Below are 22,029 nucleotides of genomic sequence, written 5' to 3' on the forward strand. Positions count from 1 at the left end.
CGGGGATGGACCCGAGGAGAGGCGTTGTGCGCCTGCTGGTGCCGCTGTACGAACACCCCGCCGACCGCCCCGAGGCCTGGCGCCAGCTGCTGCGCGCGGCACCCCGCCTCTACGGCGTCGTGCTCAACCCCGCCAGCGGTCCCGGCGCCGCCCCCGATCCCGGCTTCGCCCGGGCGGTGGACCGGCTACGCGCCGCCGGGGTACGGGTGCTCGGCTACGCCGATACCGACTACGGGCGCCGCCCGCCCGCCGACGTCCTCGCCGACCTGCTGCGCTACCGCCGCTGGTACGGCACCGACGGGGCGTTCCTGGACCAGGCGGCCGCCAGCCCACAGGCGCTGGCCCGCTACCGGGAACTGGCCGACGCGGCCCGCCAGGAAGCCGGTATCCGCACCCTCGCCCTCAACCCCGGGGTGCACCCCGACCCCGGCTATGCGGAGCTGGCGGATCTGCTGGTCACCTTTGAGGGCACCTGGCGGAGCTACCTGGCCGACCGGGTGCCTCGCTGGGCCCGGCTCCAGCCCCCGCAGCGGCTGTGCCATCTGGTGTACGGGGTCCCCCGTGGCCAGGGCGCCCACGCCGCCGCCCTGGCCGGACGGCGCGGCGCCGGGGTGTGCTGCGCGGTGCCGGGCACCATGCCGCACCCCTGGGACGGCCTGCCGGAGGAGCTGGTGACCGAGTGAACCGTATGAACGGTATGAACGGTGTGAACGGTGTGAGGTGTACAAAGCGGCGGTACGCGGCTGTCGCCGCCGCCCTCCTCGGCGTCCTGCTGGCCGCATGCTCCGCGGAGCCCACCTCCCCCCGCCCCGATAAGCCCGACAGCCGCCCCACCGGCGAGCGCTGGCAGCCCGGACCGGGCACCGACTGGCACTGGCAGCTCACCGGCAAGCTGAATATGGAGGTGGATGTCCCGGTCTATGACATCGACGGCTTCAACCACGACGCCTCGGTCGTCAAGCAGCTGCACAACCGGGGCGTCAAGGTCATCTGCTATATCAACGTCGGCGCCTGGGAGGACTTCCGCCCGGACGCCGACGCCTTCCCCAAGGAGCTGCGTGGCCGTGGCAACGGCTGGGAGGGCGAACGCTGGCTGGATATCCGCCGCACCGAGACGCTGCGTCCGCTGATCGCCAAACGCTTTGATATGTGCCGGGACAAGGGCTTTGACGCGGTGGAGCCGGATCTTCTGGACGGCTACCGCAATAAGACCGGCTTCCCGCTGACCGCCGCCGACCAGCTCAGCTACAACCGCATGATCGCGAAGCTGGCCCAGGACCGTGGCCTGGCCGTCGGGCTCAAGAACGACCTGGATCAAATCCCCGAGCTGGTCGACGACTTCGACTTCGCGGTCAACGAGGAGTGCGCCGCGTTCGATGAATGCGAACGCCTGAAGCCCTTCATCGACGCGGGCAAGGCCGTGTTCCATGTGGAGTACAACCTGCCAACGGAAAAGTTCTGTGCCCGGTCCCGGGAACTGAAGCTCAGCTCGATGGCCAAACGTCTCCATCTGGACGCCTGGCGCGCTCCCTGCTGACGTCCCCCATTTGGCTTTCCCCAGTGGTCCAGACCGGTTCCCGGATATCCCATGTCTCTGGGCGCGTTTCTGTCTCTCCCGCGTCCTGGAGGCACCATGCGTATACATACTCTCGCCGCCGCCGGAGCTCTGTCCACCGTGATCGCCCTGGGGACAGCGACACCAGCGGTGGCCGGCAGCGACATCATCATCCAGCCCAATCCGGTGGCACCAGGCGGTGATTTCTCCGTCTTCGACGGCGGAAACTGCACCACTGACACCGGTAGGGCCACCTTCAAGCCGCCAGAGGGCGGCGTCGGGCTGCCCGACGTGGAGATGGGCATGCTCGCCAATATGGTCGGCGGTACGGGGAAGGTGCCCACGGACGCCAAGCCAGGCCAGTACGAGGTCTCCGTCACCTGCGGCACCGAGGGCCCTTTCCTCGGCACCCTCACGGTGACCGGCGCCAGCAGGACCGCCAAACCTACCGGCGCGCCGAAGGACATCGAGAAAGACTTCGACAAGGACTTCGGGAAAGACGTCGAGAAGGGTTTCGAGAAGGACGTCGAAAAGGAAGCCCCGACCACCGGACCAGCCAAGCCTCCGCACAAATCCCTGGATAAATCCCCGCACACCTCTCCGTCCGCGGTCCCGAAGGGCCCGGTGAAGGGCGGCGTCGGCGGTTCGAACGAATCCATCAACTCCACGGCCTGGGCAGCCGGTGGAGCAGTGGTACTCGCGGTGATCGGCGGCGCCCTCTGGTACCGCCGCCACGGCCAGGCTTGACGGTGACCACCGCAGCCGTCCTCGCCGCGGCCCCGGCCACGGCGAGGACGGCTGCGGTGTCAGCGCCGTAGCGCCCGCTTCTGCACCGCCTCCAACGGCCCTTGGAAGAACCGGCGCAGCCACCAACTGGAGCCGACCAGGAGCAGCAGGCAGTACGCGCAGAACGCCCCCAGCTACCGGAGGACGGAGGACGGAGGGCGGGGGCAGGCGCTAGGGCAGTGGCTGTTCGGCCCAGATGACCTTGCCGAGGGGGGCGTATCTCGTTCCCCAGCGTTCGGCGATCTGAGCGACGAGGAACAGGCCACGGCCGCCTTCGTCCGTGGCGGCCGCATAGCGAAGGTGGGGAGAGGTGCTGCTGGCGTCGGACACCTCGCAGAGCAGGGTGCGGTCACGCAGCAGTCGCACCCGGATCGGCGGAGTGCCGTAGCGGATGGCGTTGGTGATCAGCTCGCTGAGGATCAGCTCCGTGGTGAAGGCCAGCTCGTCCAGGTCCCACGCGGCCAGCTGGGCTGCGACCGCTGCGCGCATATCGGCGACGGCCGCGGGTTCGAAGGGCACGTCCCATTCGGCGACCTGGTTGGCGTCCAGCACATGGGTGCGGGCGACGAGCAGGGCGACATCGTCGCTCGGCTGCTGGGGCAGCATGGCGTTGAGCACCGCTGAGCAGGTCTCCTCCGGTGACCGGCCGGGCTGGGCCAGAGCGTTCCGGAGGAGTTCGAACCCCTCGTCGATGTCCCGTTGCCGGTTCTCGATGAGCCCGTCGGTGTAGAGCACCAGCTGGCTTCCCTCGTCCAGCTGCAGTTCGGCGGTCTCGAAGGGCAGGCCCCCGACGCCGAGGGGCGGACCGACGGGCAGCTCGGGGAACTCGGCGGTGCCATCGGGGCGGACCAGCGCGGGACCGAGGTGGCCGGCCCGGGCCATGGTGCAGCGCCCGGAGACCGGGTCGTAGATCGCGTAGAGGCAGGTGACGCCCGTGATGCCTTCGGAGTGGCCTGCGGCCATCTCGTCCTGATCGATGCGGCCGACCAGCTCGTCGACGTGTCCGAGCAGCTCATCGGGCGGCAGGTCGAGGGTGGAGAAGTTGTGGACCGCGGTACGCAGACGGCCCATCGTGACGGCGGCGTGCAGGCCGTGGCCGACCACGTCGCCCACCACCAGCGCCACGCGGGCGCCCGGCAGCGGGATGACGTCGAACCAGTCCCCGCCCACCCCGGCCTGGGCGGGCAGATAGCGGTGGGCGATGGTGAGGGCGCTCTGCTCCGGCAGTCCCCGGGGCAGCAGGCTGCGCTGCAGCGTCACCGCCATGGTGTGTTCGCGGGTGAAGCGGCGGGCGTTGTCGATGCTGAGCGCGGCGCGGGCGGCCAGCTCCTCGGCCACGGACAGATCGTCCTCCTCAAAGGCCTCCGGCCGCTCGGAACGCCAGAAGGTGACCATGCCCAGGGAAACGCCCCGCGCCCGCAGCGGGACCGCGATCATCGAGTGGAATCCCTGCTCCACCACCCGTCTGGCCCGCTCGGGATCCTGCTCCTGCCAGCCGCCGAACGCCGGCATATCCGCCTCGAGAACCGCCCGGCCGGTGCCGAAGCCGAATGCCTGCGGTGTGCCCGGCGCGAAGCTGATCAGCTCACCCAGCGGATAGAAGGGGTGGCCCTCCTGGACGCCGCTCAGGGCCGTCCGGCGCATAGCCGTGCCCACCGGCTCCTCGCCGCGCAGTACCGAGTCCACCAAGTCGACGGAGACCGCGTCGGAGAAGCGGGCGACCGCGAACTCCGCCAGTTCCTCGGCGGTCCGCACCACATCGAGGGTGGTGCCGATCCGCATCCCGGCGTCGTACAGCAGTTGCAGCCGCCGCCGTGCCACCTCGGCCTTGCCGGAGAGGGCACGCAGCTCGGTGGTGTCCCGCAGCGTCGCCACGCTGCCGGGCGGCCCTCCGGGCCAGGCCGTGGGCCGGTGGTTGACGGCCAGCAGCCGGTCCCCGGCCATATGCACCTCGTCCGTGGCTATCCGCCCCGAGGTCAGCAGCCGCACCATGCCGGGGTCCAGGCCCAGGTCGGTGACGGGCCGCCCCTCCGCGTCCGGGGGCAGCGCCAGCAGCCGCGACGCCTCGTCGTTCGCGAGCAGCAGCCGCTTGTCGCCCCCGACGATGAGCACACCCTCCCGGACGCTGTGCAGGACGGTGTCGTGGTGCTCGTACATGCGCGTCATCTCGACCGGACCGAGGCCATGGGTCTGCCGCCGCAGCCGCCTGGTCACCAGCGCCGTACCGCCCAGCGCCACGGCGAGCGCGGCCGCGCCGGTACCGAAGATGATCGGCAGCTGCCGGTCCACCTCGCTGGTCACGTTCTCGACCTTGAGTCCGGCGGACACCAGGCCCACCACCGAGCCATCGGCACCGAACACCGGGACCACCGCCTGTACCTCGTGCCCGAGGGGGCCGTCCACGCTCTCCACGTGGGTACGGCCGGCCAGCGAGGGTTCGATGGTGCCGACGAACCTCTTTCCGATCCGGTCCGGCTGGGGGTGCGAATAGCGAATGCCATTCGTGTTCATGACAACGATAAAGTCGACACCGGCTGCTTTCCGGGCCGCTTCGGTACGTGGCTGGAGCACCGCGGCTGGATCGGGGCCCCTCAGCGTCTCCTCAAGACCCGGGGCGTGGGCGAAGCTCTGTGCGACGGCCACCGAACGGTCACGGGCCTCTTGCGAACCAGCGGTCCGGGACTGCAGGACGAGCGCCAGCACCGCTCCGACGACAAGCAGCAGCACGACCGCCACCTGCAGAATGAAGACCTGCCCGGCGACGCTGCGCACGTTGAGCTTCACCCGCCGCCGCTGTCCCGGCTGCTGCTCGGGCACATCGTGTCCGTGCCCCTCAGACTGGCCTTGATCCACATCCGGACCACTGCCCCGGCTGTGCACGCGCCGACCGGCCAGCGACCGGCTCCGCGCATCGCGGAAACGGCCAAAAAACCGGATCATGCTGACATATCTACATCCCCCAGCCAAGGTCTTCAACCCGGAGACCTGACCGAGTGTGCCAGGCCCGCCCAACGAACGCTTCAGCAGGTCTCTGGTCAGCGGGCAAGCTCCGGGCGCGGACCGTTACCGCGCGAGCCACACCGCGGTGTCCGGGGGAAGACGATCCGCCGTGAGCGGCTGGCTGGCCAGCAGCACCTCGTCGTGCGGCGGCAGCCGGTACGGCTCGGTCGAGAGATTGACGGCACACACGAAGCCGGGTTCGCGGGCGAAGGCGAGCACCCCGGCCGGTGCGTCCAGCCAGTGCAGGGTGCCCTCGCCCAGGGCGGCGTGCTCCCGGCGCAGGTGCAGGGCACGGCGGTAGAGCTCCAGCATGGAGGTGTCATCGCCGGTCTGCGCCTCGACGCTGCGGTTCTTCCAGTCCACCGGCTGGGGCAACCATGGCTCAGCCGTACTGCCCGGCGGGCTGAACCCGAACGGCGCGGTCCGGCCGGACCAGGGAATCGGCACCCGGCAGCCGTCCCGCCCCCGCTGGGTGTTCCCGGAGCGCTGCCAGATCGGGTCCTGGAGCACCTCCTCGGGCAGATCCTCCACCTCCGGCAGGCCAAGCTCCTCGCCCTGGTAGACATAGGCGCCGCCGGGAAGAGCCAGCATGAGCAGGGCCGCCGCCCGGGCCCGCCGCGTACCGAGCTCGACGTCGAGCGGATCGTCGGTGGAGAAGGGCTGCCCGGCCCCCCACTTGCGCTGCGGCCGGCCAAAGCGGCTCAGGTGACGTACAACGTCGTGGTTGGACAGCACCCAGGTGGCCGGTGCGCCCACCGCGTCCAGCGTCGCCCGGGTGGTGTCGATGACGTCGCGGAGCTGTGCGGCGTTCCATGTGGACAGCAGGAAGTCGAAGTTGAACGCGGTGTGCAGGCCGTCCTGCCGTACGTAGGCGGCCAGTCGCTCGGGGCTGTCCGCCCAGGCTTCGGCGACGAACATCCGGTCGCCGGGGAACTCGTCCGCCACGCGCCGCCAGGCGCGGTAGATGTCGTGCACCTCGTCCCGGTCCCAGTGCGGGTGACTGACACGCTGCTCCGCTGTCGCCGCCGCGGCCGATTCCGCGGCCACGTCCGCCAGCTCGGGGTGCTTGACCAGGCCGTGTGCCACGTCGATACGGAAGCCGTCGACGCCACGGGTGAACCAGTAGCGCAGGATCGACTCGAACTCCGCGCGCACCTCGGCGTGTTCCCAGTTGAGATCCGGCTGCTCGGGGGCGAAGAGGTGCAGATACCACTCACCCGGGCTGCCGTCGGGTTCGGTGACCCGGGTCCACGCCGGGCCGCCGAAGCCGGACTTCCAGTTGTTGGGCGGCTCGTCACCGCACGGGCCGCGGCCGGTACGGAAGATGTAGCGCGCCCGCTCCGGGCTGCCCGGCCCGGCCGCCAGCGCGGCGCGGAACCATGTGTGCTGATCGGAGGTGTGGTTGGGGACGATGTCAGCGATAACGCGGATGCCGTGCTGATGCGCCTCGTCAAGCAGCGCCTCGGCCTCGGCGAGCGTGCCGAACACCGGCTCGATGCCACGGTAGTCCGCCACGTCGTAACCGTGGTCGGCCATGGGGGACGGATACCAGGGAGTGATCCAGATGGCGTCGATGCCCAGATCCCTCAGATAGGGCAGCCGGGAGCGGATACCGGCGATGTCGCCGACCCCATCGCCGTTCCCGTCGGCGAAGCTGCGGATGTAGATCTGGTAGATGACGTCACTGCGCCACCAGGATGTGGAGCGGGGCATGTTCCTCCTTGACGTCTGAGCTCTTGGGGCAACTGCTCGGACGGCGGTGGCAGCCGTCGGCCACGGCGCGGCGTGCTCCGCTCCTCCGGCGTCTGCCGGAAGGACGCGCTGAGCGATCAGAACCATGATCAGACCATGAATGGCACAGCGTCCTGCCCACCCAGCTGAATCCTGCCCGGCAGCACACCCCGTCACTCCGCGGGCAGGCGGACACCGGCACGAACGCCACCGACACGGCCTCACCGGCTCGCCACGCATGACGGCCCCGCCCCAGCCGACCGGCGCTATGCCCCCTTCAGGACGCCTTGAGCAGGGCGTCGTCGCGCCACTTGAGGATCTTGTCGAAGGTCACCACCGCGCCATCGCCCGGTCGGTTACGGAAGCGGACATGGTCCGCGAGCGCCTCGATGAGATAGAGACCACGGCCGCACTCGGTCTGCGGGGAGTCCGCCAGCAGCATGGGCCTGCCATGGTGGCCATCCGGAAATCCAGGGCCATGGTCGGTGACCTCAATGCGGCACATATCGCCGTTCAGATATGCCGAAACGCGGTAACCATCGCTGCCCCCCTCCTCGCCCCCATGCTCGACGGCGTTTGCGCACGCCTCCGAGAGGGCGACGGAAAGTTCATAGGCGATATCAGGCTCCACCCCCGCTGTCTCCATCGTGCCGAGCAGAAGCCGCCGGGCGAAGGGAACGCTCGCAGCCTCGCGCCGCAAGTGGAGAGACCACCAGATGCTCATGCTCCAGCCTCCTGGCCGCGGCTCGACATACCGCCGACATACCGCTACGTATTGCCCTTATTGGCGGACCGTAAGCGTGAAGTTGACGACACACCGCCCATTCGGCGGATACAGGGAATCCCGAACCGGATGTAGAGCCATCGGTCACCGATGAGATGATGGGGCCGCCATGGATATGCCCGTCGTGCGTGCGAGCGCCGATATGCGACTACTGCGGGCCGCGGTCTTCACCGCGGCTTGCGTCACGCTGTCCGCAGCCGGGCACATTCTCGCGGCAGGTGCCACGATTCCGCTGTGGACGCTGGGCGCCGCCGTCGTACTGGTTTTCGCCGTCGCCGCGCCGCTGGCCGGACGCGAACGGTCGCTGCCGGGAATCGCCGGCGGGCTCGCGGGCGGGCAAATCGCCCTGCATATGCTCTTCGCCTGTGGCCAAGGCGCCACGGTGGCACCCTCCGGCGGCTCCGAGCGGGGCGGGCTGATGGCGCTCGCCAGCAGCCTGGTGTGCAATGCCCAGGCCCTGGGGCCGATGACCGAGGCGGAAGCCCACCGGATCGTCACCGATGCCGGGCTGGGCGGGCTGGTCGCTGAGCAAGGCGGGCATGCGACGGCTGCCCTCGGCTCCGGCGCCGGTCTCTCCCCCGGCGAGTGCCTGCAAGCCGTGGTCCGTACCGCGCTCGCCATGGCCTCCGGGCCCATGCTGCTGGGCCATCTGGCCGCCGCGCTCGGCGCGGGCTGGCTGCTGCGGCGCGGCGAGGCCGCGCTGTGGCGGCTGATCCGGCTGTCCGCCGTCGCCACCGATGAGCTGCTGCTGCGCGCGCTGCGGTCCGCCCTGGCCTGCGTACGTGCGCTGACCGCCGGGCTCGGGATGCCCGATGTGACCGTACGGATCGCCGACGCGGACCGGCACAACTCCCGTGCGCCCCAGCCGGGCGCGCTGCGGCACACCGTCACCCGGCGTGGACCACCCGCCGTGACCAGCGACTACGCGCTGACGGCCTGACGCGAGCACTCCCACGGCTGGGATGGGACAGCGGCGTCCGGCCGGACCTCACCCTGTCCTTACCCCTTCTTTCCTGTGGAGTGGTTCAACACCATGAACACCCTCTCGCGTTCTCTCACCACCATCGGTGGCCTCACAGCCGCCGCCGTACTGACCCTGACCGGCCCCGCCTTCGCGCATGTCTCCGTTGACCCCGGTGAAGTCCCGCAGGGCGGCTTCGCCACCATCAACTTCAAGGTCCCCAACGAGCGGGACAGCGCCTCAACCAGCAAGCTCGAGATCACTCTCCCCACCGATCACCCGGTGGCCTCGGTGATGCCGGAGCCGGTCCCCGGCTGGGACGTCAAGGTGGAGAAGGCCAAGCTCGACAAGCCCCTCACCATGCACGGTGAGGAGATCGACGAGGCCCCCAGCAAGATCACCTGGTCCGGTGGCACGATCGAGCCCGGCACCTTCCAGCGCTTCCCGGTCTCGATCGGACGGCTGCCCGAGGACGCCGACCAGCTGGTCTTCAAGGCGATCCAGACCTACGACAACGACGAGGTCGTGCGCTGGATCGAGGCACCGAAGGAAGGCGCCGACGAGCCCGACCACCCGGCTCCCGTCCTTGCCCTGACCCCTGCCTCCGACGACGGCCACGGCAGCCCGGACAGCCAGGGCAGCCAGAGCGGTGAGGACGCGCAGAACACCGCCAACGCCAGCGAAGAGAAGAGCTCCATGGACACCACCGCCCGGATCCTCGCCGCCATCGGCATTGTCACGGGCATCGGCGGCATCGGCTATGGGGTCCTCGCGGGGCGTCGCCGCAGCGCGGCCTGACAACCGCAGTATCCGTAGAAACCCGCAGAAACCCGCAGAAGCCGTAACCCACATAGCTGAGCAAGGAACAGGCTCCATGAACCCCTCACACGCACCCGCGCGCCGGGCGCGACGGCGCAGGGCCGGCCTCGGCCTCGCCCTCGCCGCCGCGCTCGCCGTGGGCGCCACCGCGTGCGGTAGCGCCGACAACGGCGACAGCGACTCCGTCGCCGATGTCTCCACGACACAGGACACCAAGCAGGGCATCGTGCTCGACCGGCCCTTCGAGAAACCGGACCTCGTGCTCACGGACACCAAGGGCAAGGAGTACGACCTGATCGAAGAGACGCAGGGCAAACCCACCGTGATCTACTTCGGCTACACCCACTGCCCCGATGTCTGCTCGCCGACCATGAGCAATATCGACATCGCCAAGAGAGCCCTGCCCAAGGCGGATCAGGACAACCTCAAGGTCATCTTCGTCACCACCGACCCCGAGCGGGACACCCCCGAGTCACTCGACAAGTGGCTGGCCGCCGTCGCCCCCGGCACCGTCGGTCTCACCGGCGACTTCGACACCATCCAGGCAGCCTCCCGCTCCCTGGGCATGGCGATCGACGCGCCCGTCAAGAAGAAGAACGGCGAGATCCTCTCCCAGCACGGCACCCAGGTCTTCGCCTTCTCCCCCAAGGACGACAAGGCCCACGTCATCTACCCGAATGACGCCGCCACCGTTGAGAACTTCGAGAAGGACTTCCCGAAGCTGATGAAGGGACAGCACCCATGATCCGCCACCGCACCACCCTGGCCTGCGCCTTCGCCCTGACCGCCGGACTGGCGCTCGGCGCCTGCTCAACCGGCGAAGCCAGCTCCGGTCCGCAGCTGAAGGCGGACGGCGCGTATGTGCCCGAGCCGGTCCTGGACACGATGGCCGCCGGCTACGTCACCCTCACCAACAGCGGTGACCAGGCCGACAAGCTCACCTCGGTCACCAGCGACCTCTCCGACGATGTGACGCTCCACAAGTCCGCCGGCAACAAGATGGAGCAGGTGAAGTCCTTCGGCATCCCCGCGAACGGGGAACTGAAGCTCAGCCGGGGCGGCAATCACATGATGTTCGCGGACCTCAAGAGAAAGCCGGACGCCGGCGAACGGGTTTCGGTGGAGCTGCACTTCGAAAAGTCCGATCCGATCAGACTCGACGTACCGGTCGAAGCGAAGAACTACGCCCCGCAGAAGTGAGGTTCTGACCGCGATGGCCACCACCGCCCCCCGCGCCGTAGTACGGCTGCCGCTCACAGCGGCAACAGCGGCCGTACTGCTCATCGCGGTGCTCAGCGTGTTCGGCAGCGCCACCCCCGCCGCCGCGCACGCCGCGCTGACCGGTAGCAGCCCGGCGCAGGGATCGGTGGTGGCCACAGCACCCGACACGGTCACCCTGACCTTCTCGGAGAAGGTCGCCATGTCCGATGACTCCATCCGGGTCCTCGACCCGGACGGGAAACGCGTCGACACCGGCGAACTCCAGGAGGACCTGGGCAGCGGCTCCGTCATCACCTACGGTGTCACACTGCGGCCCGAGGCACCCGACGGCACCCTCACCGTCGCCTGGCAGGCCGTCTCCGCCGACAGCCACCCCATCTCCGGTGCCTTCACCTTCTCCATCGGCGCCCCCTCCAAGACCACCGTCGACCTCCCCGAGCAGACAGTCGGCGGCGGCACCGTCGGCGCCCTCTACGGTGTGGCCCGCTACGCCGCGTACACCGGCTTCATCCTGCTCACCGGCGGCGCGGCCTTCGTACTCGGCTGCTGGCGCCAAGGTGGACAAACCCGGCCCATCCAGCGGCTGGTGGTCACCGGCTGGGCGACGCTGACAGCGGCGACCCTGACGATGCTGCTGCTCCGCCACCCCTATACGACCACTGGCGCGCTGTCCGACGCGTTCGACCTGACCGGGCTGAAATCCGTGCTGGATACCAAGCCGGGCGCGGCGCTGGTCTCCCGCCTGCTGCTCCTGGCGGTGGCAGCGCTCTTTGTCTCGGTGCTCTTCGGCACCCTCACCGCCCGGCACGGCGAGACCACCGGGCACCGCGAGGAGAAGGACCGCCGGGATCTGCTCTTCGGCCTCGCCATCGGCGGCACAGTGATCGCCACCGGACTCGGCGCGACCTGGGCCATGGCCGAGCACGCCTCCGCCGGTATTCAGTCCGGCATCGCCATGCCCTCCCATGTTCTGCATCTTCTCGCGGTGGCCTGCTGGCTCGGCGGCCTGGCTGCCCTCGTCAGCACCCTCTACTGGGGCCCGCCCGTGCCCCGTACCGCTGTCCGCCGCTTCTCCGGCCTCGCGTTCGGCAGCGTGCTGGTCCTTGCCGCCACCGGCCTCTATCAGTCCTGGCGCCAAGTCGGCAGCTGGTCCGCCCTGACCTCCACGTCGTACGGCCAACTCCTTATCGTCAAGGCCGCCCTGGTGGGCCTGCTGGTCGGCATGGCGTGGTTCTCCCGCCGCTGGACGGCCCGGTTGGCGGAAGTGCCGCCCACCGCCACCGCCACCGCCACCGCCACCGCTGACGACGACACACCGGGCGACGCCGACCAGGAAACCCCCACCCCCACCCCCACCGCCGACCCCGACACCGACCCCGACCCCGAGCGCGCCGCGCAGCTCGCCCGGCAGCGGACCGCCGTGGCAGCCGCCCGCCGCAAACGGAACCGGGACGCAGACCCGGAGCGCGCCGGGCTGCGGCGTTCCGTGCTGGCCGAGACCGCCGTAGCCGTCGTACTGCTCGCCGTGGCCACCGCGCTCACCAGCACCGAGCCCGCGCGGACCGTGGAAGCCGCCCGCGCGGCCAGCCCCGGCGCCACCACCGCCGTGCCCGACCGGCCGGTTTCCCTGTCCGTCCCCTTCGACACCGGCGGCCCCGAGGGCAAGGGCACCGCGCAGCTCAAACTCGACCCGGGCCGTTCCGGCGACAACTCCCTCGACGTCCGGACCGATGTGGACGCGGCCGAGATAAAGGTCGCCTTCACCCTCCCGGACAAGAACATCGGCCCGCTCCCGGTCACGCCCGGACCAGTGGCGAAGGACAAACGCCGCTGGCGGGCGGACGGCGTTCAGCTCCCCATACCCGGTGAGTGGGAGATCGCCGTCACCATCCGTACCTCGGACATCGACCAGGTGACCGAGACCAAGAACGTAAAGATCGGCTGAAGCGAAGCTCCCCATGAACAACGGCATGAACGACGGCATGAACGACAGCGTGAACGACAGCACAGACAACGACCTCACCCTCTCCCGACGCCGCCTCCTCGGTACCGTCAGCGCGGCAAGCGCCACCGGCATAGCGCTGGGCGCGGCGGGCGGCGCACTCGGCCACGCGACCGCCCAGGGCGACACCCCCACCGCGCTGACCACGGTCGGGACGAGTGCCATCGGCTTCCACGGCACCCGCCAGCCCGGCATCACCGATCCCCAGCAGGCGCACGGCCACCTGCTCGCCTTCGACCTGGCGCCGGGCGCGGGCCGTAAGGAGGCCGCCGCGCTGCTACGGCGCTGGTCGAAGACGGCCGAACAGCTCATGGCGGGCAAGGTGCCGACGGATGACACCGGCATCGCCCTCGACGCCGGACCGGCCTCCCTCACCGTGACCTTCGGTTTCGGCGCCAGCTTCTTCGACCGTACGAAGCTCACCAGCCAGCGCCCCGCCGCGCTCGCCCCACTCCCCGAGTTCTCCAATGACGCCCTTGACCCCAAGCGATCAAACGGCGACCTCTGGCTTCAGATCGGCGCCGACGATGCCCTCGTCGCCTTCCACGCACTGCGCGCGCTCCAGCGCGAGAGCGGCGATACGGCCCGTATCCGCTGGCAGATGAACGGTTTCAACCGTGCCCCCGGGGCCACGGCGAAGCCCATGACCGCCCGCAATCTGATGGGTCAGATCGACGGCACCAACAACCCCAAGGAGTCGGATGAGGACTTCGCCGAGCGGATCTTCGTGCCGCGCGATGGCGATCCAACCTGGATGAGAAACGGCTCATACGCCGTCGTACGCCGCATCCGGATGCTGCTGGACGACTGGGACCAGCAGTCACTGGCCGCCCAGGAGAAGGCCATCGGCCGCCGTAAGTCCGATGGCGCACCGCTGTCCGGAGGCACCGAGACCACTCCGCTCGATCTGGCGAAGCGCGGCAAGGACGGCCAGCTGGCCATCGCCGTCGACGCCCATGCCCGGATCTCGGCCCCGGAGACCAACGGCGGTGCGGCGATGCTCCGGCGGCCGTACTCGTACCACGACGGCTTTCTGCCGGATGGCGCCCCGGACGCCGGGCTGCTGTTCATCGCCTGGCAGGCGGACCCGCTGAAGGGCTTTGTCCCGGTACAGCGCAAGCTCGACCGGGGCGACGCGCTGTCCCGCTTCATCCGCCACGAGACGAGTGCGCTCTTCGCCGTTCCGGGCGGCGCGGGCGAGGGCGAGTACGTCGGCCAGCGGCTGCTCGAAAGCTGAGACCAGAGGACGCCCCAGGTCACCTCTGACTACTGTTGTCGCATGTCACCAGCGAGCCGCTACACCTATCTGGGTCCCGAGGGGACCTTCACCGAGGCCGCACTCCGTACGCTGCCCGAAGCCGCCACCCGTGAACTGGTGCCGATGGTGTCGGTGCCGGCCGCGCTCGATGCCGTACGCGCCGGGGAAGCGGCCGGCGCGCTCGTACCGATCGAGAACTCCGTGGAGGGCGGTGTCACCGCGACCCTCGATGAGCTGGCCTCCGGCGAGCCGCTGATGATCTACCGCGAGGTGCTGCTGCCGATCACCTTCGCGCTGCTGGTACGGCCCGGGACAAGCCTGGAAGAGATCAAGACGGTCACCGGGCATCCGGTCGCCCAGCCGCAGGTGCGCGGCTGGCTGGCGGCGCACCTGCCGAACGCGCTGTGGGAGTCGGCGGCATCCAACGCGGACGGCGCCCGGCTGGTGCAGGAGGGCCGCTATGACGCGGCGTTCGCGGGGGAGTTCGCGGCGGCGACCTACGGCCTTGAGGCTCTGATCACCGATATCCACGACGCCGAGAACGCGGTGACCCGTTTCGTACTCGTCGGCCGCCCGGCCCGTCCACCGGCTCCGACCGGGGCGGACAAGACCTCGGTGGTGATGTGGCTGCGCGAGGACCACCCCGGTGCGCTCCTTGAGCTGCTGCAGGAGTACGCCTCGCGCGGGGTCAACATGATGCGGATCGAGTCGCGGCCAACGGGTGAGGGAATCGGGCGTTACTGCTTCTCGGTGGACTGCGAGGGGCACATCCAGGACCGCCGGGTGGGCGATGTGCTGATGGGCCTGAAGCGGGCATGCCAGCAGGTCCGCTTCCTGGGTTCGTATCCGCGCGCCGACGGCGTGCGGCCCACACTGCGCGCCGGAACAACGGACACGGAGTTCACGGAAGCAGCGGACTGGGTGATGCGCTGCCTGGACGGCCGGGGCTGACCACTGCCCAGCACCACTGCCCAGCACCACTGCCCAGCGCTACTTAAAAAAGTTATCCACAGGGTGGATGCCGACCTGTGCACAAGTCGACAGTTGAGCCTGACGCTGTCGACAAATCCGCACTCGGGCCGAGAGCCGTCCACAGAGGAGAAGGTTGACCTTTGTCACCTTCATTCCCTCGACCAACCCTTTGGGGTGAGGTAAACCCCCTCGAATGAGTGGGAATCGGGGGTTTGAATAGGGATTTCACCGCCCCGCGCAAATCCCGCGGAACGATCTTCCCTAACTTCCACAGCTCCCCCCACGACCCTGTGGATAACTCATGGGGGAGGGTACAGGCGCTGTGGATAAGTCAGGCCAACTCCCGCCCCCCACAGGCCAGATCAGTCCACCTCGCTACCCAGTGTGCCCCATTTTAGTGGCATTGCCGAATTGATTGACCCCAAACATTTCACTGAATCAATAAAGCCCAGCAAACCGGGCAAAAAAGACAAAGAGCTGCAAAAGCTCTGCACCCCGCTCCGGCCCACTCCTGCCCCACTCAGGGGCAGGGATACCCTGGAACGGTGATTGACCTTCGCCTGCTCCGTGAGGACCCCGACCGTGTGCGCGCGTCCCAGCGCGCCCGAGGAGAGGATGTCGAGCTCGTCGACGCGCTCCTTGCCGCCGATGAGCGGCGCAGGTCATCCAGCGTCCGCTTCGATGAGCTGCGCTCCGAGCAGAAGCGGCTCGGCAAGCTGATCCCGAAGGCCACCGGCGACGAGAAGGCCGAGCTGCTGAAGAAGGCGGGCGAGCTGTCCGCCGCGGTGAAGGCCGCAGACGCCGAACAGGACGAGGCCGCCGAGGAGACCCAGCGGCTGCTGCTCCAGCTCGGCAATCTGGTGCACCCGGAAGTCCCCGTCGGCGGGGAAGAGGACTTCACCGTGCGGGAGACCATCGGTACCGTTCGCGACTTCGCGAGCGAGGGCTTTACGCCGAAGGACCATCTGGAGCTCGGCCAGCTGCTGGGCGCGATCGATGTCGAGCGCGGCGCCAAGGTGTCCGGTTCCCGCTTCTACTACCTGACCGGTGTCGGTGCCCTGCTGGAGCTGGCCCTGGTCAACGCCGCGATCGCGCAGGCGACCGAGGCGGGCTTCACCCCGATGCTGACCCCGGCGCTGGTCAAGCCGCGCGCCATGGAGGGCACCGGCTTCCTCGGCCAGGCCGCCGAGAACGTCTACCACCTGGAGAAGGACGACTACTACCTGGTCGGCACCTCCGAGGTCCCGCTCGCCGCGTATCACATGGACGAGATTGTCGAGGCCGACCGGCTGCCGCTGCGCTACGCGGGCTTCTCGCCCTGCTTCCGCCGCGAGGCGGGCTCATACGGCAAGGACACCCGGGGCATCTTCCGCGTCCACCAGTTCGACAAGGTCGAGATGTTCTCTTATGTCGACCCGGATGACTCCGAGGCCGAGCATCTGCGCCTGCTGGAGTGGGAGAAGCAGTGGCTGACCGGGCTTGAGCTGCCCTTCCAGGTGATCGATGTGGCCACCGGTGATCTGGGCTCCTCGGCCTCGCGCAAGTACGACTGCGAGGCGTGGATCCCGACCCAGGGCAAGTACCGCGAGCTGACGTCCGCCTCGAACTGCAATGAGTTCCAGGCGCGGCGGCTGTCCATCCGGATGCGCGACGGCAAGCACGTCAAGCCGCTGGCCACGCTGAACGGCACGCTCTGCGCGGTGCCGCGCACGATTGTGGCGCTCCTGGAGAACCACCAGCAGCCGGACGGCTCGGTGCGGGTGCCGCAGCTGCTGCGGCCGTATCTCGGCGGGCGCGAGCTGCTGGAACCGGTCGCCAAGTGAACTTCCCTTACGGTCTGGTCGCCACCGACCTCGATGGCACGCTGCTGCGCGGCGACGAGACGATCTCGCGGCGCACACGTGACGCGCTCGTCGCCGCTACGGCGTTGGGCGCCGCGCATATCGTGGTGACCGGGCGTGCCGTGCCCTGGACCAAGCACATCCTGGCCGACCTGGGATACCAGGGCCTGGCCGTCTGCGGCCAGGGTGCGCAGGTCTACCACGCGGGTGAGCAGCGGCTGCTGACCTCGGTCACGCTGGACCGGCAGTTGGCCGGGCTGGCACTGGCCAAGATCGAGGCGGAGGTCGGGCCGCTGGCCCTGGCGGCGTCCCGGGACGGCCTCGACGGCGACGTCCTGGTCGGCCCGGGGTACCGGGTCCAGGACGGCCCGCTGCCGGTACGGACCTTGCGGGACCCGGCGGAGCTGTGGGCGGCGCCGCTGAACAAGCTGTATCTCCAGCACCCGGAGCTGGACGACGACGCCCTCGCCAGGGCCGCCCGCGATGTCGCCGGGAATCTGGTCGGCGTCACCATGGCGGGTGAGGGCGTCGTTGAGCTGCTGCCGCTGGGTCTGTCGAAGGCGACTGGGCTGTCGTTGGCGGCCCGTCGGCTGGGCATCCGCGCGGAGGCGACGATCGCCTTCGGCGATATGCCGAACGACATCCCGATGTTCGCCTGGGCGGGGTGTGGTGTCGCCATGGCCAACGCGCATCCGGAGCTGTTGGCTGTCGCCGACGAGACGACGAAGTCGAACGAGGACGACGGCATCGCCCACACCCTGGAACGCCTGCTCCCCAGCTGACCAGCACCCCGGGAGGGTCTCCCCAAACCCGTTGTGGGCACCGCCCCGCCGAGTGTTGTGGGCACTCTCCCCCAGCTAACGCTGGGAGGTGCCCCCAGCCCCGCGAGGGGCGTGGGCCCACCCTGCTACGCAACCGCCCACCCACACCAGCCACAACGCTCCGGCCAACCCGGGGCGGAGCTCGCGACGCTTGGTGGGCACAACACCCGGCCACCGGCCCGCACCAGACCACCCCGGGGCCCCGGGGCAAAGCCCCGGTTCCGGGAAGGGGCGGGAATTGGGGGAACCCACCCCCGCGCCAGGCGAAGCCCCCGCACGCGGCGGAGCCGCATATCGGTGCAGCCGGGAAGGTGGGGGCACCTCCTGGGGGCACCTCCCAGACGAAGTCTGGGGGAGGTAGCTGGGGGAGGGATACGGGGACACCCACCCACGGCACCCCCGTAGCCGTACAGCCGGGAAGGGTTGGGCACAGGGAGACCCCCGGGGCGGAGCCCCGGCAGGGGGAGCCCTCCCTGGGGGCGAGGCCCCTACGGGGGCGTACGACCTGAGGGTGAGAGGGATACAGCCGCTCGGGCTGACGCCACATGTGCCCCGCACCACTACCGTCAACCACGTGACTGTGATCGCGACCGAAAGCCTCAGCAAGCGGTTCCCCCGGGTGACCGCGCTCGACCGGCTGACCGTCGACATCACACCAGGCGTGACCGGCCTGGTGGGTGCCAACGGAGCCGGTAAATCAACCCTGATCAAGATCTTGCTCGGGCTCTCCCCGGCGACCGAGGGCAACGCCAGCGTCCTCGGTCTGGATGTCCGTGACAACGGCTCCGCCATCCGGGAGCAGGTCGGCTATATGCCCGAACACGACTGTCTGCCGCCCGATGTGTCGGCGACCGAGTTCGTCGTCCATATGGCGCGGATGTCCGGGCTGCCACCCACCGCCGCCCGGGAACGCACCGCGGACACGCTGCGCCATGTCGGCCTCTATGAGGAGCGATACCGCCCCATCGGCGGCTACTCGACCGGTATGAAGCAGCGCGTCAAGCTGGCCCAGGCGCTCGTCCACGACCCCAAGCTGGTCCTGCTCGACGAGCCGACCAACGGCCTCGACCCGGTCGGCCGCGACGACATGCTGGGCCTGATCCGCCGTGTCCACACCGACTTCGGCATCTCGGTCCTGGTCACCTCGCATCTGCTCGGTGAGCTGGAGCGCACCTGCGACCATGTTGTCGTCATCGACGGCGGCAAGCTGCTGCGTTCCTCATCGACCGCCGACTTCACCCAGGCCACCGCGTCCCTCGCGGTGGAGGTGACCGATACCGACGCCCACCCCGACGGCACCGCCGCACTGCGCGCGGCGCTGGACGAGGCCGGGTTGCGGGTTCAGCCCTCCGGCGCGGTGGCCGATGACGCGCCCGGCGCCGGGCACATCCTGCTGGTGGACCTCATCGACGACACCGCGTACGACACCGTCCGGGACGCGATAGCGGACCTCGGCCTCGGCCTGGTCCGGATGGAGCAGCGCCGCCATCGCATCGCCGAGGTCTTCCAGACCGACCGTACTGATGGGACCGACCAGACCGACCGGGAAGGGGGCACCGGCGATGCAGCAGCCTGAGGCCACCCCAACGGCCGTCGCCGAGCGCGGCGGTACCAACGGGGCCAGCATCCACAACATCGGCTACCGCAACTACGAGGGCGCCCGGCTCGGCCGCGGCTATGTCCAGCGGTCGCTGTTCGCGCAGTCCCTGCGCGGCGCCTACGGCCTCGGCCGGTCGGCCAGGTCCAAGGCGCTGCCGATGGTTCTCTTCGGCGTGATGGTCGTGCCGGTCCTGATCGTGGTCGCGGTCGCCGTGGCGACGAACGCCAAGGACCTGCCGATGAAGTACACCGACTACGCGCTCTATACGGGGCCGCTCATCGGTCTGTATCTCGCCGGAATGGCACCGCAGTCCGTCTCCCGTGATCTGCGTTTCCACACCGTCCCGCTCTACTTCTCCCGGCCCCTTGAGCGTGTCGACTATGTGCTGGCCAAGTACGCGGCGATGGCCTCGGCGCTGTTCATCTTCACCGCCACGCCCCTCGTCGTGCTCTACGCGGGCGGGCTGCTGGCCAAGCTGGGCTTCGCCACCCAGACCAAGGGGCTGGCCCTGGGGCTTGTTTCGGTGGCCGTGCTCTCCGTCCTCTACGCCGGGATCGGCCTGGTCATCGCCGCGCTCACCCCGCGCCGTGGCTTCGGTGTCGCCGCGATCATCGCGGTGCTGACCATCCCCTACTTCGCGGTCACCACGGTGCAGTGGATCGCCTGGGAGCAGGGCGCGGCCAGTGCCGTCAGCTGGCTGGGCCTCGCCTCGCCGGGCACCCTGATGTCGGGCCTCCAGACGAAGTTCCTGAACGGGACGTCCGAATTCCCCGGCGAGCTCGTGCCCAGCCACGCCGCCGGGATCTGCTATCTCCTCGTAACCCTCGCCCTGGCCCTTGGCGCGTATGCCGTGCTGATGCGCCGTTACCGGAAGGCGGGCCTGTGAGCACCATCCGTATCGACCATGTCTCCCGCTGGTTCGGGAATGTCGTCGCCGTCAACGACATCACGATGGACATCGGCCCCGGTGTCACCGGACTGCTCGGCCCCAATGGCGCGGGCAAGTCCACGCTGATCAATATGATGGGCGGCTTCCTCGCCCCCTCCGTTGGCACCGTCACCCTCGATGGCACCACGATCTGGCGCGATGAGCAGGTCTACAAGGAGATTGGCCTCGTCCCCGAGCGGGAGGCGATGTACGACTTCCTCACCGGTGAGGAGTTCGTCCTGGCCAACGCCGAGCTGCACGGTCTGCCCGACCCCGGTGCTTCAGCCAGGCGCGCCCTGGCGACGGTGGAGATGGAGTACGCGCAGGACCGCAGGATCTCCACCTACAGCAAGGGCATGCGGCAGCGCGTCAAGATGGCCTCGGCCCTGGTCCACCACCCTTCCGTGCTGCTGCTGGACGAGCCGTTCAACGGCATGGACCCACGCCAGCGGATGCAGCTGATGGAGCTGCTGCGGCGGATGGGCGATGAGGGACGTACGGTCCTGTTCTCCTCGCACATTCTGGAGGAGGTCGAACAGCTCGCCTCCCACATCGAGGTGGTCGTCGCCGGACGGCACGCCGCCAGCGGCGACTTCCGCAAGATCCGCCGACTGATGACGGACCGCCCGCACCGCTATCTCGTACGCTCCACCGACGACCGGGCCCTGGCGGCCGCGCTGATCGCCGATCCCTGCACGGCCGGTATCGAACTCGACTGGAGCGAGCGGGCACTGCGCGTCCAAGCCATCGACTTCAACCGTTTCACCCAGGAACTGCCGCGCATCGCCCGCGCCCATGACATCCGGCTCCTCACGGTCTCCCCCTCGGATGAGTCCCTGGAGTCCGTCTTCTCCTACCTCGTCACCGCCTAGTAAGGGAGCCTTTCGCGATGTCTTCGGCGTCTTCAGCGTCTTCAGCGTCTCCGGTGTCTTCGGCGTTCTCGGTGTATGACCCCACCGTCGCCCGGCTCACCTACCGGGCCCTGCTCGGCCGCCGCCGGGCACTGATCCTCTGTGCGCTGCCCGCGCTGCTTCTCCTGATCGCCATTGCCGTACGCGGCTTCGGCGCCGCCGACGACGCGGTGGCGGTCCGACTGCTCAGCGGCTTCGCGCTCGCCACGATGGTGCCGCTGATCGGCGTTGTCGCCGGGACCGGTGCGATCAGCCCGGAGATAGATGATGGTTCGATCGTCTATCTGCTGGCCAAGCCGGTGCGGCGGGCCACGATCATCCTCACCAAGCTGACCGTCGCCATCGGCATCACCATGGCCTTCTCAGCGGTTCCGATGCTGATCGCCGGCTTGATTCTGGTCGGCAACAGCCAGCAGATCGCTATCGCCTTCACCATCGCCGCCGTTGTCGCCTCCATCGCCTACAGCGCCATCTTCCTGCTGCTGGGCACGGTCACCCGGCACGCGGTGATCTTCGGTCTGGTCTATGCCCTGGTCTGGGAGGCCCTGGTCGGCAATCTGGTGGCGGGCGCCCGAGCGCTCAGCGTGCAGCAGTGGTCGCTGGCGCTCGCCGACAAGGTGGTGGGCAGCGGAGTGAACATCGACCCCGAAGTCGGCCTGCCGGCTGCCGCGGTGCTGCTGGTGCTGGTGACCGTCGTGGGCACCTGGTACGCCGGGCGGAAGCTCGGGGTGCTGACCCTGGCCGGGGAGGAGTGACCAGAAACAGCCATCGGGCGTAAGCCCCGTTACACGCTGAATCCGTGCGCCGTTATACGCCGCGCAATGGCCGGACCAGCGAAT

Annotated in this window: 20 protein-coding genes; 16 read left to right on the plus strand and 4 right to left on the minus strand. The window is 69.2% G+C overall.

Annotated features, from left to right (window positions below):
- Nucleotides 1-5 precede the first annotated feature (5 nt).
- From test1122_RS12615 to test1122_RS12625, 3 genes are all read left to right on the plus strand, one after another.
- The gene (locus test1122_RS12615; RefSeq protein WP_232269264.1) at nucleotides 6-683 is read left to right on the plus strand and encodes a spherulation-specific family 4 protein; all 678 of its coding nucleotides are present in this window, start codon (nucleotides 6-8) and stop codon (nucleotides 681-683) included.
- 14 nt (nucleotides 684-697) lie between these two features.
- Nucleotides 698-1,537, plus strand: a complete 840-nt coding sequence (locus test1122_RS12620) for an endo alpha-1,4 polygalactosaminidase (protein ID WP_422397070.1) — start codon at nucleotides 698-700, stop codon at nucleotides 1,535-1,537.
- Nucleotides 1,538-1,633: 96 nt separating this feature from the next.
- The gene (locus test1122_RS12625) at nucleotides 1,634-2,302 is read left to right on the plus strand and encodes a hypothetical protein (RefSeq protein ID WP_232269265.1); all 669 of its coding nucleotides are present in this window, start codon (nucleotides 1,634-1,636) and stop codon (nucleotides 2,300-2,302) included.
- Between the two features lie 59 nt (nucleotides 2,303-2,361).
- Here the strand turns inward: test1122_RS12625 and test1122_RS12630 are convergent, their stop codons facing one another.
- The 4 genes from test1122_RS12630 to test1122_RS12645 form a co-directional block, all read right to left on the minus strand.
- Nucleotides 2,362-2,475 (minus strand): DUF418 domain-containing protein, encoded by a 114-nt coding sequence (locus tag test1122_RS12630; RefSeq protein WP_277879900.1) that lies wholly within the window; start codon nucleotides 2,473-2,475, stop codon nucleotides 2,362-2,364.
- Nucleotides 2,476-2,512: 37 nt separating this feature from the next.
- Nucleotides 2,513-5,281, minus strand: coding sequence for a SpoIIE family protein phosphatase (locus test1122_RS12635; RefSeq protein ID WP_232269266.1), 2,769 nt, complete (start codon nucleotides 5,279-5,281; stop codon nucleotides 2,513-2,515).
- A gap of 123 nt (nucleotides 5,282-5,404) precedes the next feature.
- Nucleotides 5,405-7,054, minus strand: a complete 1,650-nt coding sequence (locus tag test1122_RS12640; RefSeq protein ID WP_232269267.1) for a glycoside hydrolase family 13 protein — start codon at nucleotides 7,052-7,054, stop codon at nucleotides 5,405-5,407.
- A gap of 295 nt (nucleotides 7,055-7,349) precedes the next feature.
- Complete coding sequence (locus test1122_RS12645; protein WP_232269268.1) at nucleotides 7,350-7,796, minus strand: ATP-binding protein; 447 nt, start codon at nucleotides 7,794-7,796, stop codon at nucleotides 7,350-7,352.
- 169 nt (nucleotides 7,797-7,965) lie between these two features.
- Here test1122_RS12645 and test1122_RS12650 point away from each other — a divergent pair, with 169 nt between their 5' ends.
- From test1122_RS12650 to test1122_RS12710, 13 genes are all read left to right on the plus strand, one after another.
- Nucleotides 7,966-8,796, plus strand: a complete 831-nt coding sequence (locus tag test1122_RS12650; RefSeq protein WP_232269269.1) for a hypothetical protein — start codon at nucleotides 7,966-7,968, stop codon at nucleotides 8,794-8,796.
- Nucleotides 8,797-8,889: 93 nt separating this feature from the next.
- Nucleotides 8,890-9,615 carry a YcnI family copper-binding membrane protein gene (locus test1122_RS12655; protein ID WP_232269270.1) on the plus strand — a complete coding sequence of 242 codons (726 nt, stop codon included), beginning with the start codon at nucleotides 8,890-8,892 and terminating at the stop codon, nucleotides 9,613-9,615.
- Between the two features lie 76 nt (nucleotides 9,616-9,691).
- Nucleotides 9,692-10,381, plus strand: coding sequence for an SCO family protein (locus tag test1122_RS12660; protein WP_232269271.1), 690 nt, complete (start codon nucleotides 9,692-9,694; stop codon nucleotides 10,379-10,381).
- Entirely contained in the window at nucleotides 10,378-10,836 is a 459-nt protein-coding gene (locus test1122_RS12665; RefSeq protein WP_232269272.1) for a copper chaperone PCu(A)C, read from the plus strand. The genes test1122_RS12660 and test1122_RS12665 overlap by 4 nt, the downstream gene beginning before the upstream one ends.
- A gap of 13 nt (nucleotides 10,837-10,849) precedes the next feature.
- Complete coding sequence (locus test1122_RS12670; protein WP_232269273.1) at nucleotides 10,850-12,802, plus strand: copper resistance CopC/CopD family protein; 1,953 nt, start codon at nucleotides 10,850-10,852, stop codon at nucleotides 12,800-12,802.
- Between the two features lie 25 nt (nucleotides 12,803-12,827).
- Entirely contained in the window at nucleotides 12,828-14,096 is a 1,269-nt protein-coding gene (gene efeB, locus test1122_RS12675) for an iron uptake transporter deferrochelatase/peroxidase subunit (RefSeq protein WP_232271889.1), read from the plus strand.
- A 42-nt stretch (nucleotides 14,097-14,138) separates the two neighbouring features.
- On the plus strand, nucleotides 14,139-15,068 hold the full coding sequence (pheA, locus tag test1122_RS12680; RefSeq protein WP_232269274.1) for a prephenate dehydratase: 930 nt from the start codon (nucleotides 14,139-14,141) through the stop codon (nucleotides 15,066-15,068).
- Between the two features lie 566 nt (nucleotides 15,069-15,634).
- A complete protein-coding gene (serS, locus tag test1122_RS12685; RefSeq protein ID WP_232269275.1) occupies nucleotides 15,635-16,912 on the plus strand; it encodes a serine--tRNA ligase in 1,278 nt (425 codons plus the stop codon).
- The gene (locus test1122_RS12690) at nucleotides 16,909-17,712 is read left to right on the plus strand and encodes an HAD family hydrolase (RefSeq protein WP_232269276.1); all 804 of its coding nucleotides are present in this window, start codon (nucleotides 16,909-16,911) and stop codon (nucleotides 17,710-17,712) included. The genes serS and test1122_RS12690 overlap by 4 nt, the downstream gene beginning before the upstream one ends.
- Before the next feature lie 613 nt (nucleotides 17,713-18,325).
- The gene (locus tag test1122_RS12695; RefSeq protein WP_232269277.1) at nucleotides 18,326-19,327 is read left to right on the plus strand and encodes an ABC transporter ATP-binding protein; all 1,002 of its coding nucleotides are present in this window, start codon (nucleotides 18,326-18,328) and stop codon (nucleotides 19,325-19,327) included.
- Nucleotides 19,314-20,237 carry an ABC transporter permease gene (locus tag test1122_RS12700; protein ID WP_232269278.1) on the plus strand — a complete coding sequence of 308 codons (924 nt, stop codon included), beginning with the start codon at nucleotides 19,314-19,316 and terminating at the stop codon, nucleotides 20,235-20,237. Before test1122_RS12695 ends, test1122_RS12700 begins: the two co-directional genes overlap by 14 nt.
- Complete coding sequence (locus tag test1122_RS12705; RefSeq protein WP_232269279.1) at nucleotides 20,234-21,151, plus strand: ABC transporter ATP-binding protein; 918 nt, start codon at nucleotides 20,234-20,236, stop codon at nucleotides 21,149-21,151. The genes test1122_RS12700 and test1122_RS12705 overlap by 4 nt, the downstream gene beginning before the upstream one ends.
- Before the next feature lie 71 nt (nucleotides 21,152-21,222).
- Nucleotides 21,223-21,945: an ABC transporter permease gene (locus test1122_RS12710; RefSeq protein ID WP_232271890.1), complete on the plus strand. Its 723-nt coding sequence runs from the start codon at nucleotides 21,223-21,225 to the stop codon at nucleotides 21,943-21,945.
- The last annotated feature ends 84 nt before the right edge of the window (nucleotides 21,946-22,029 follow it).

The sequence above is a fragment of the Streptomyces gobiensis genome (genome assembly GCF_021216675.1).
GTDB lineage: Bacteria > Actinomycetota > Actinomycetes > Streptomycetales > Streptomycetaceae > Streptomyces > Streptomyces gobiensis.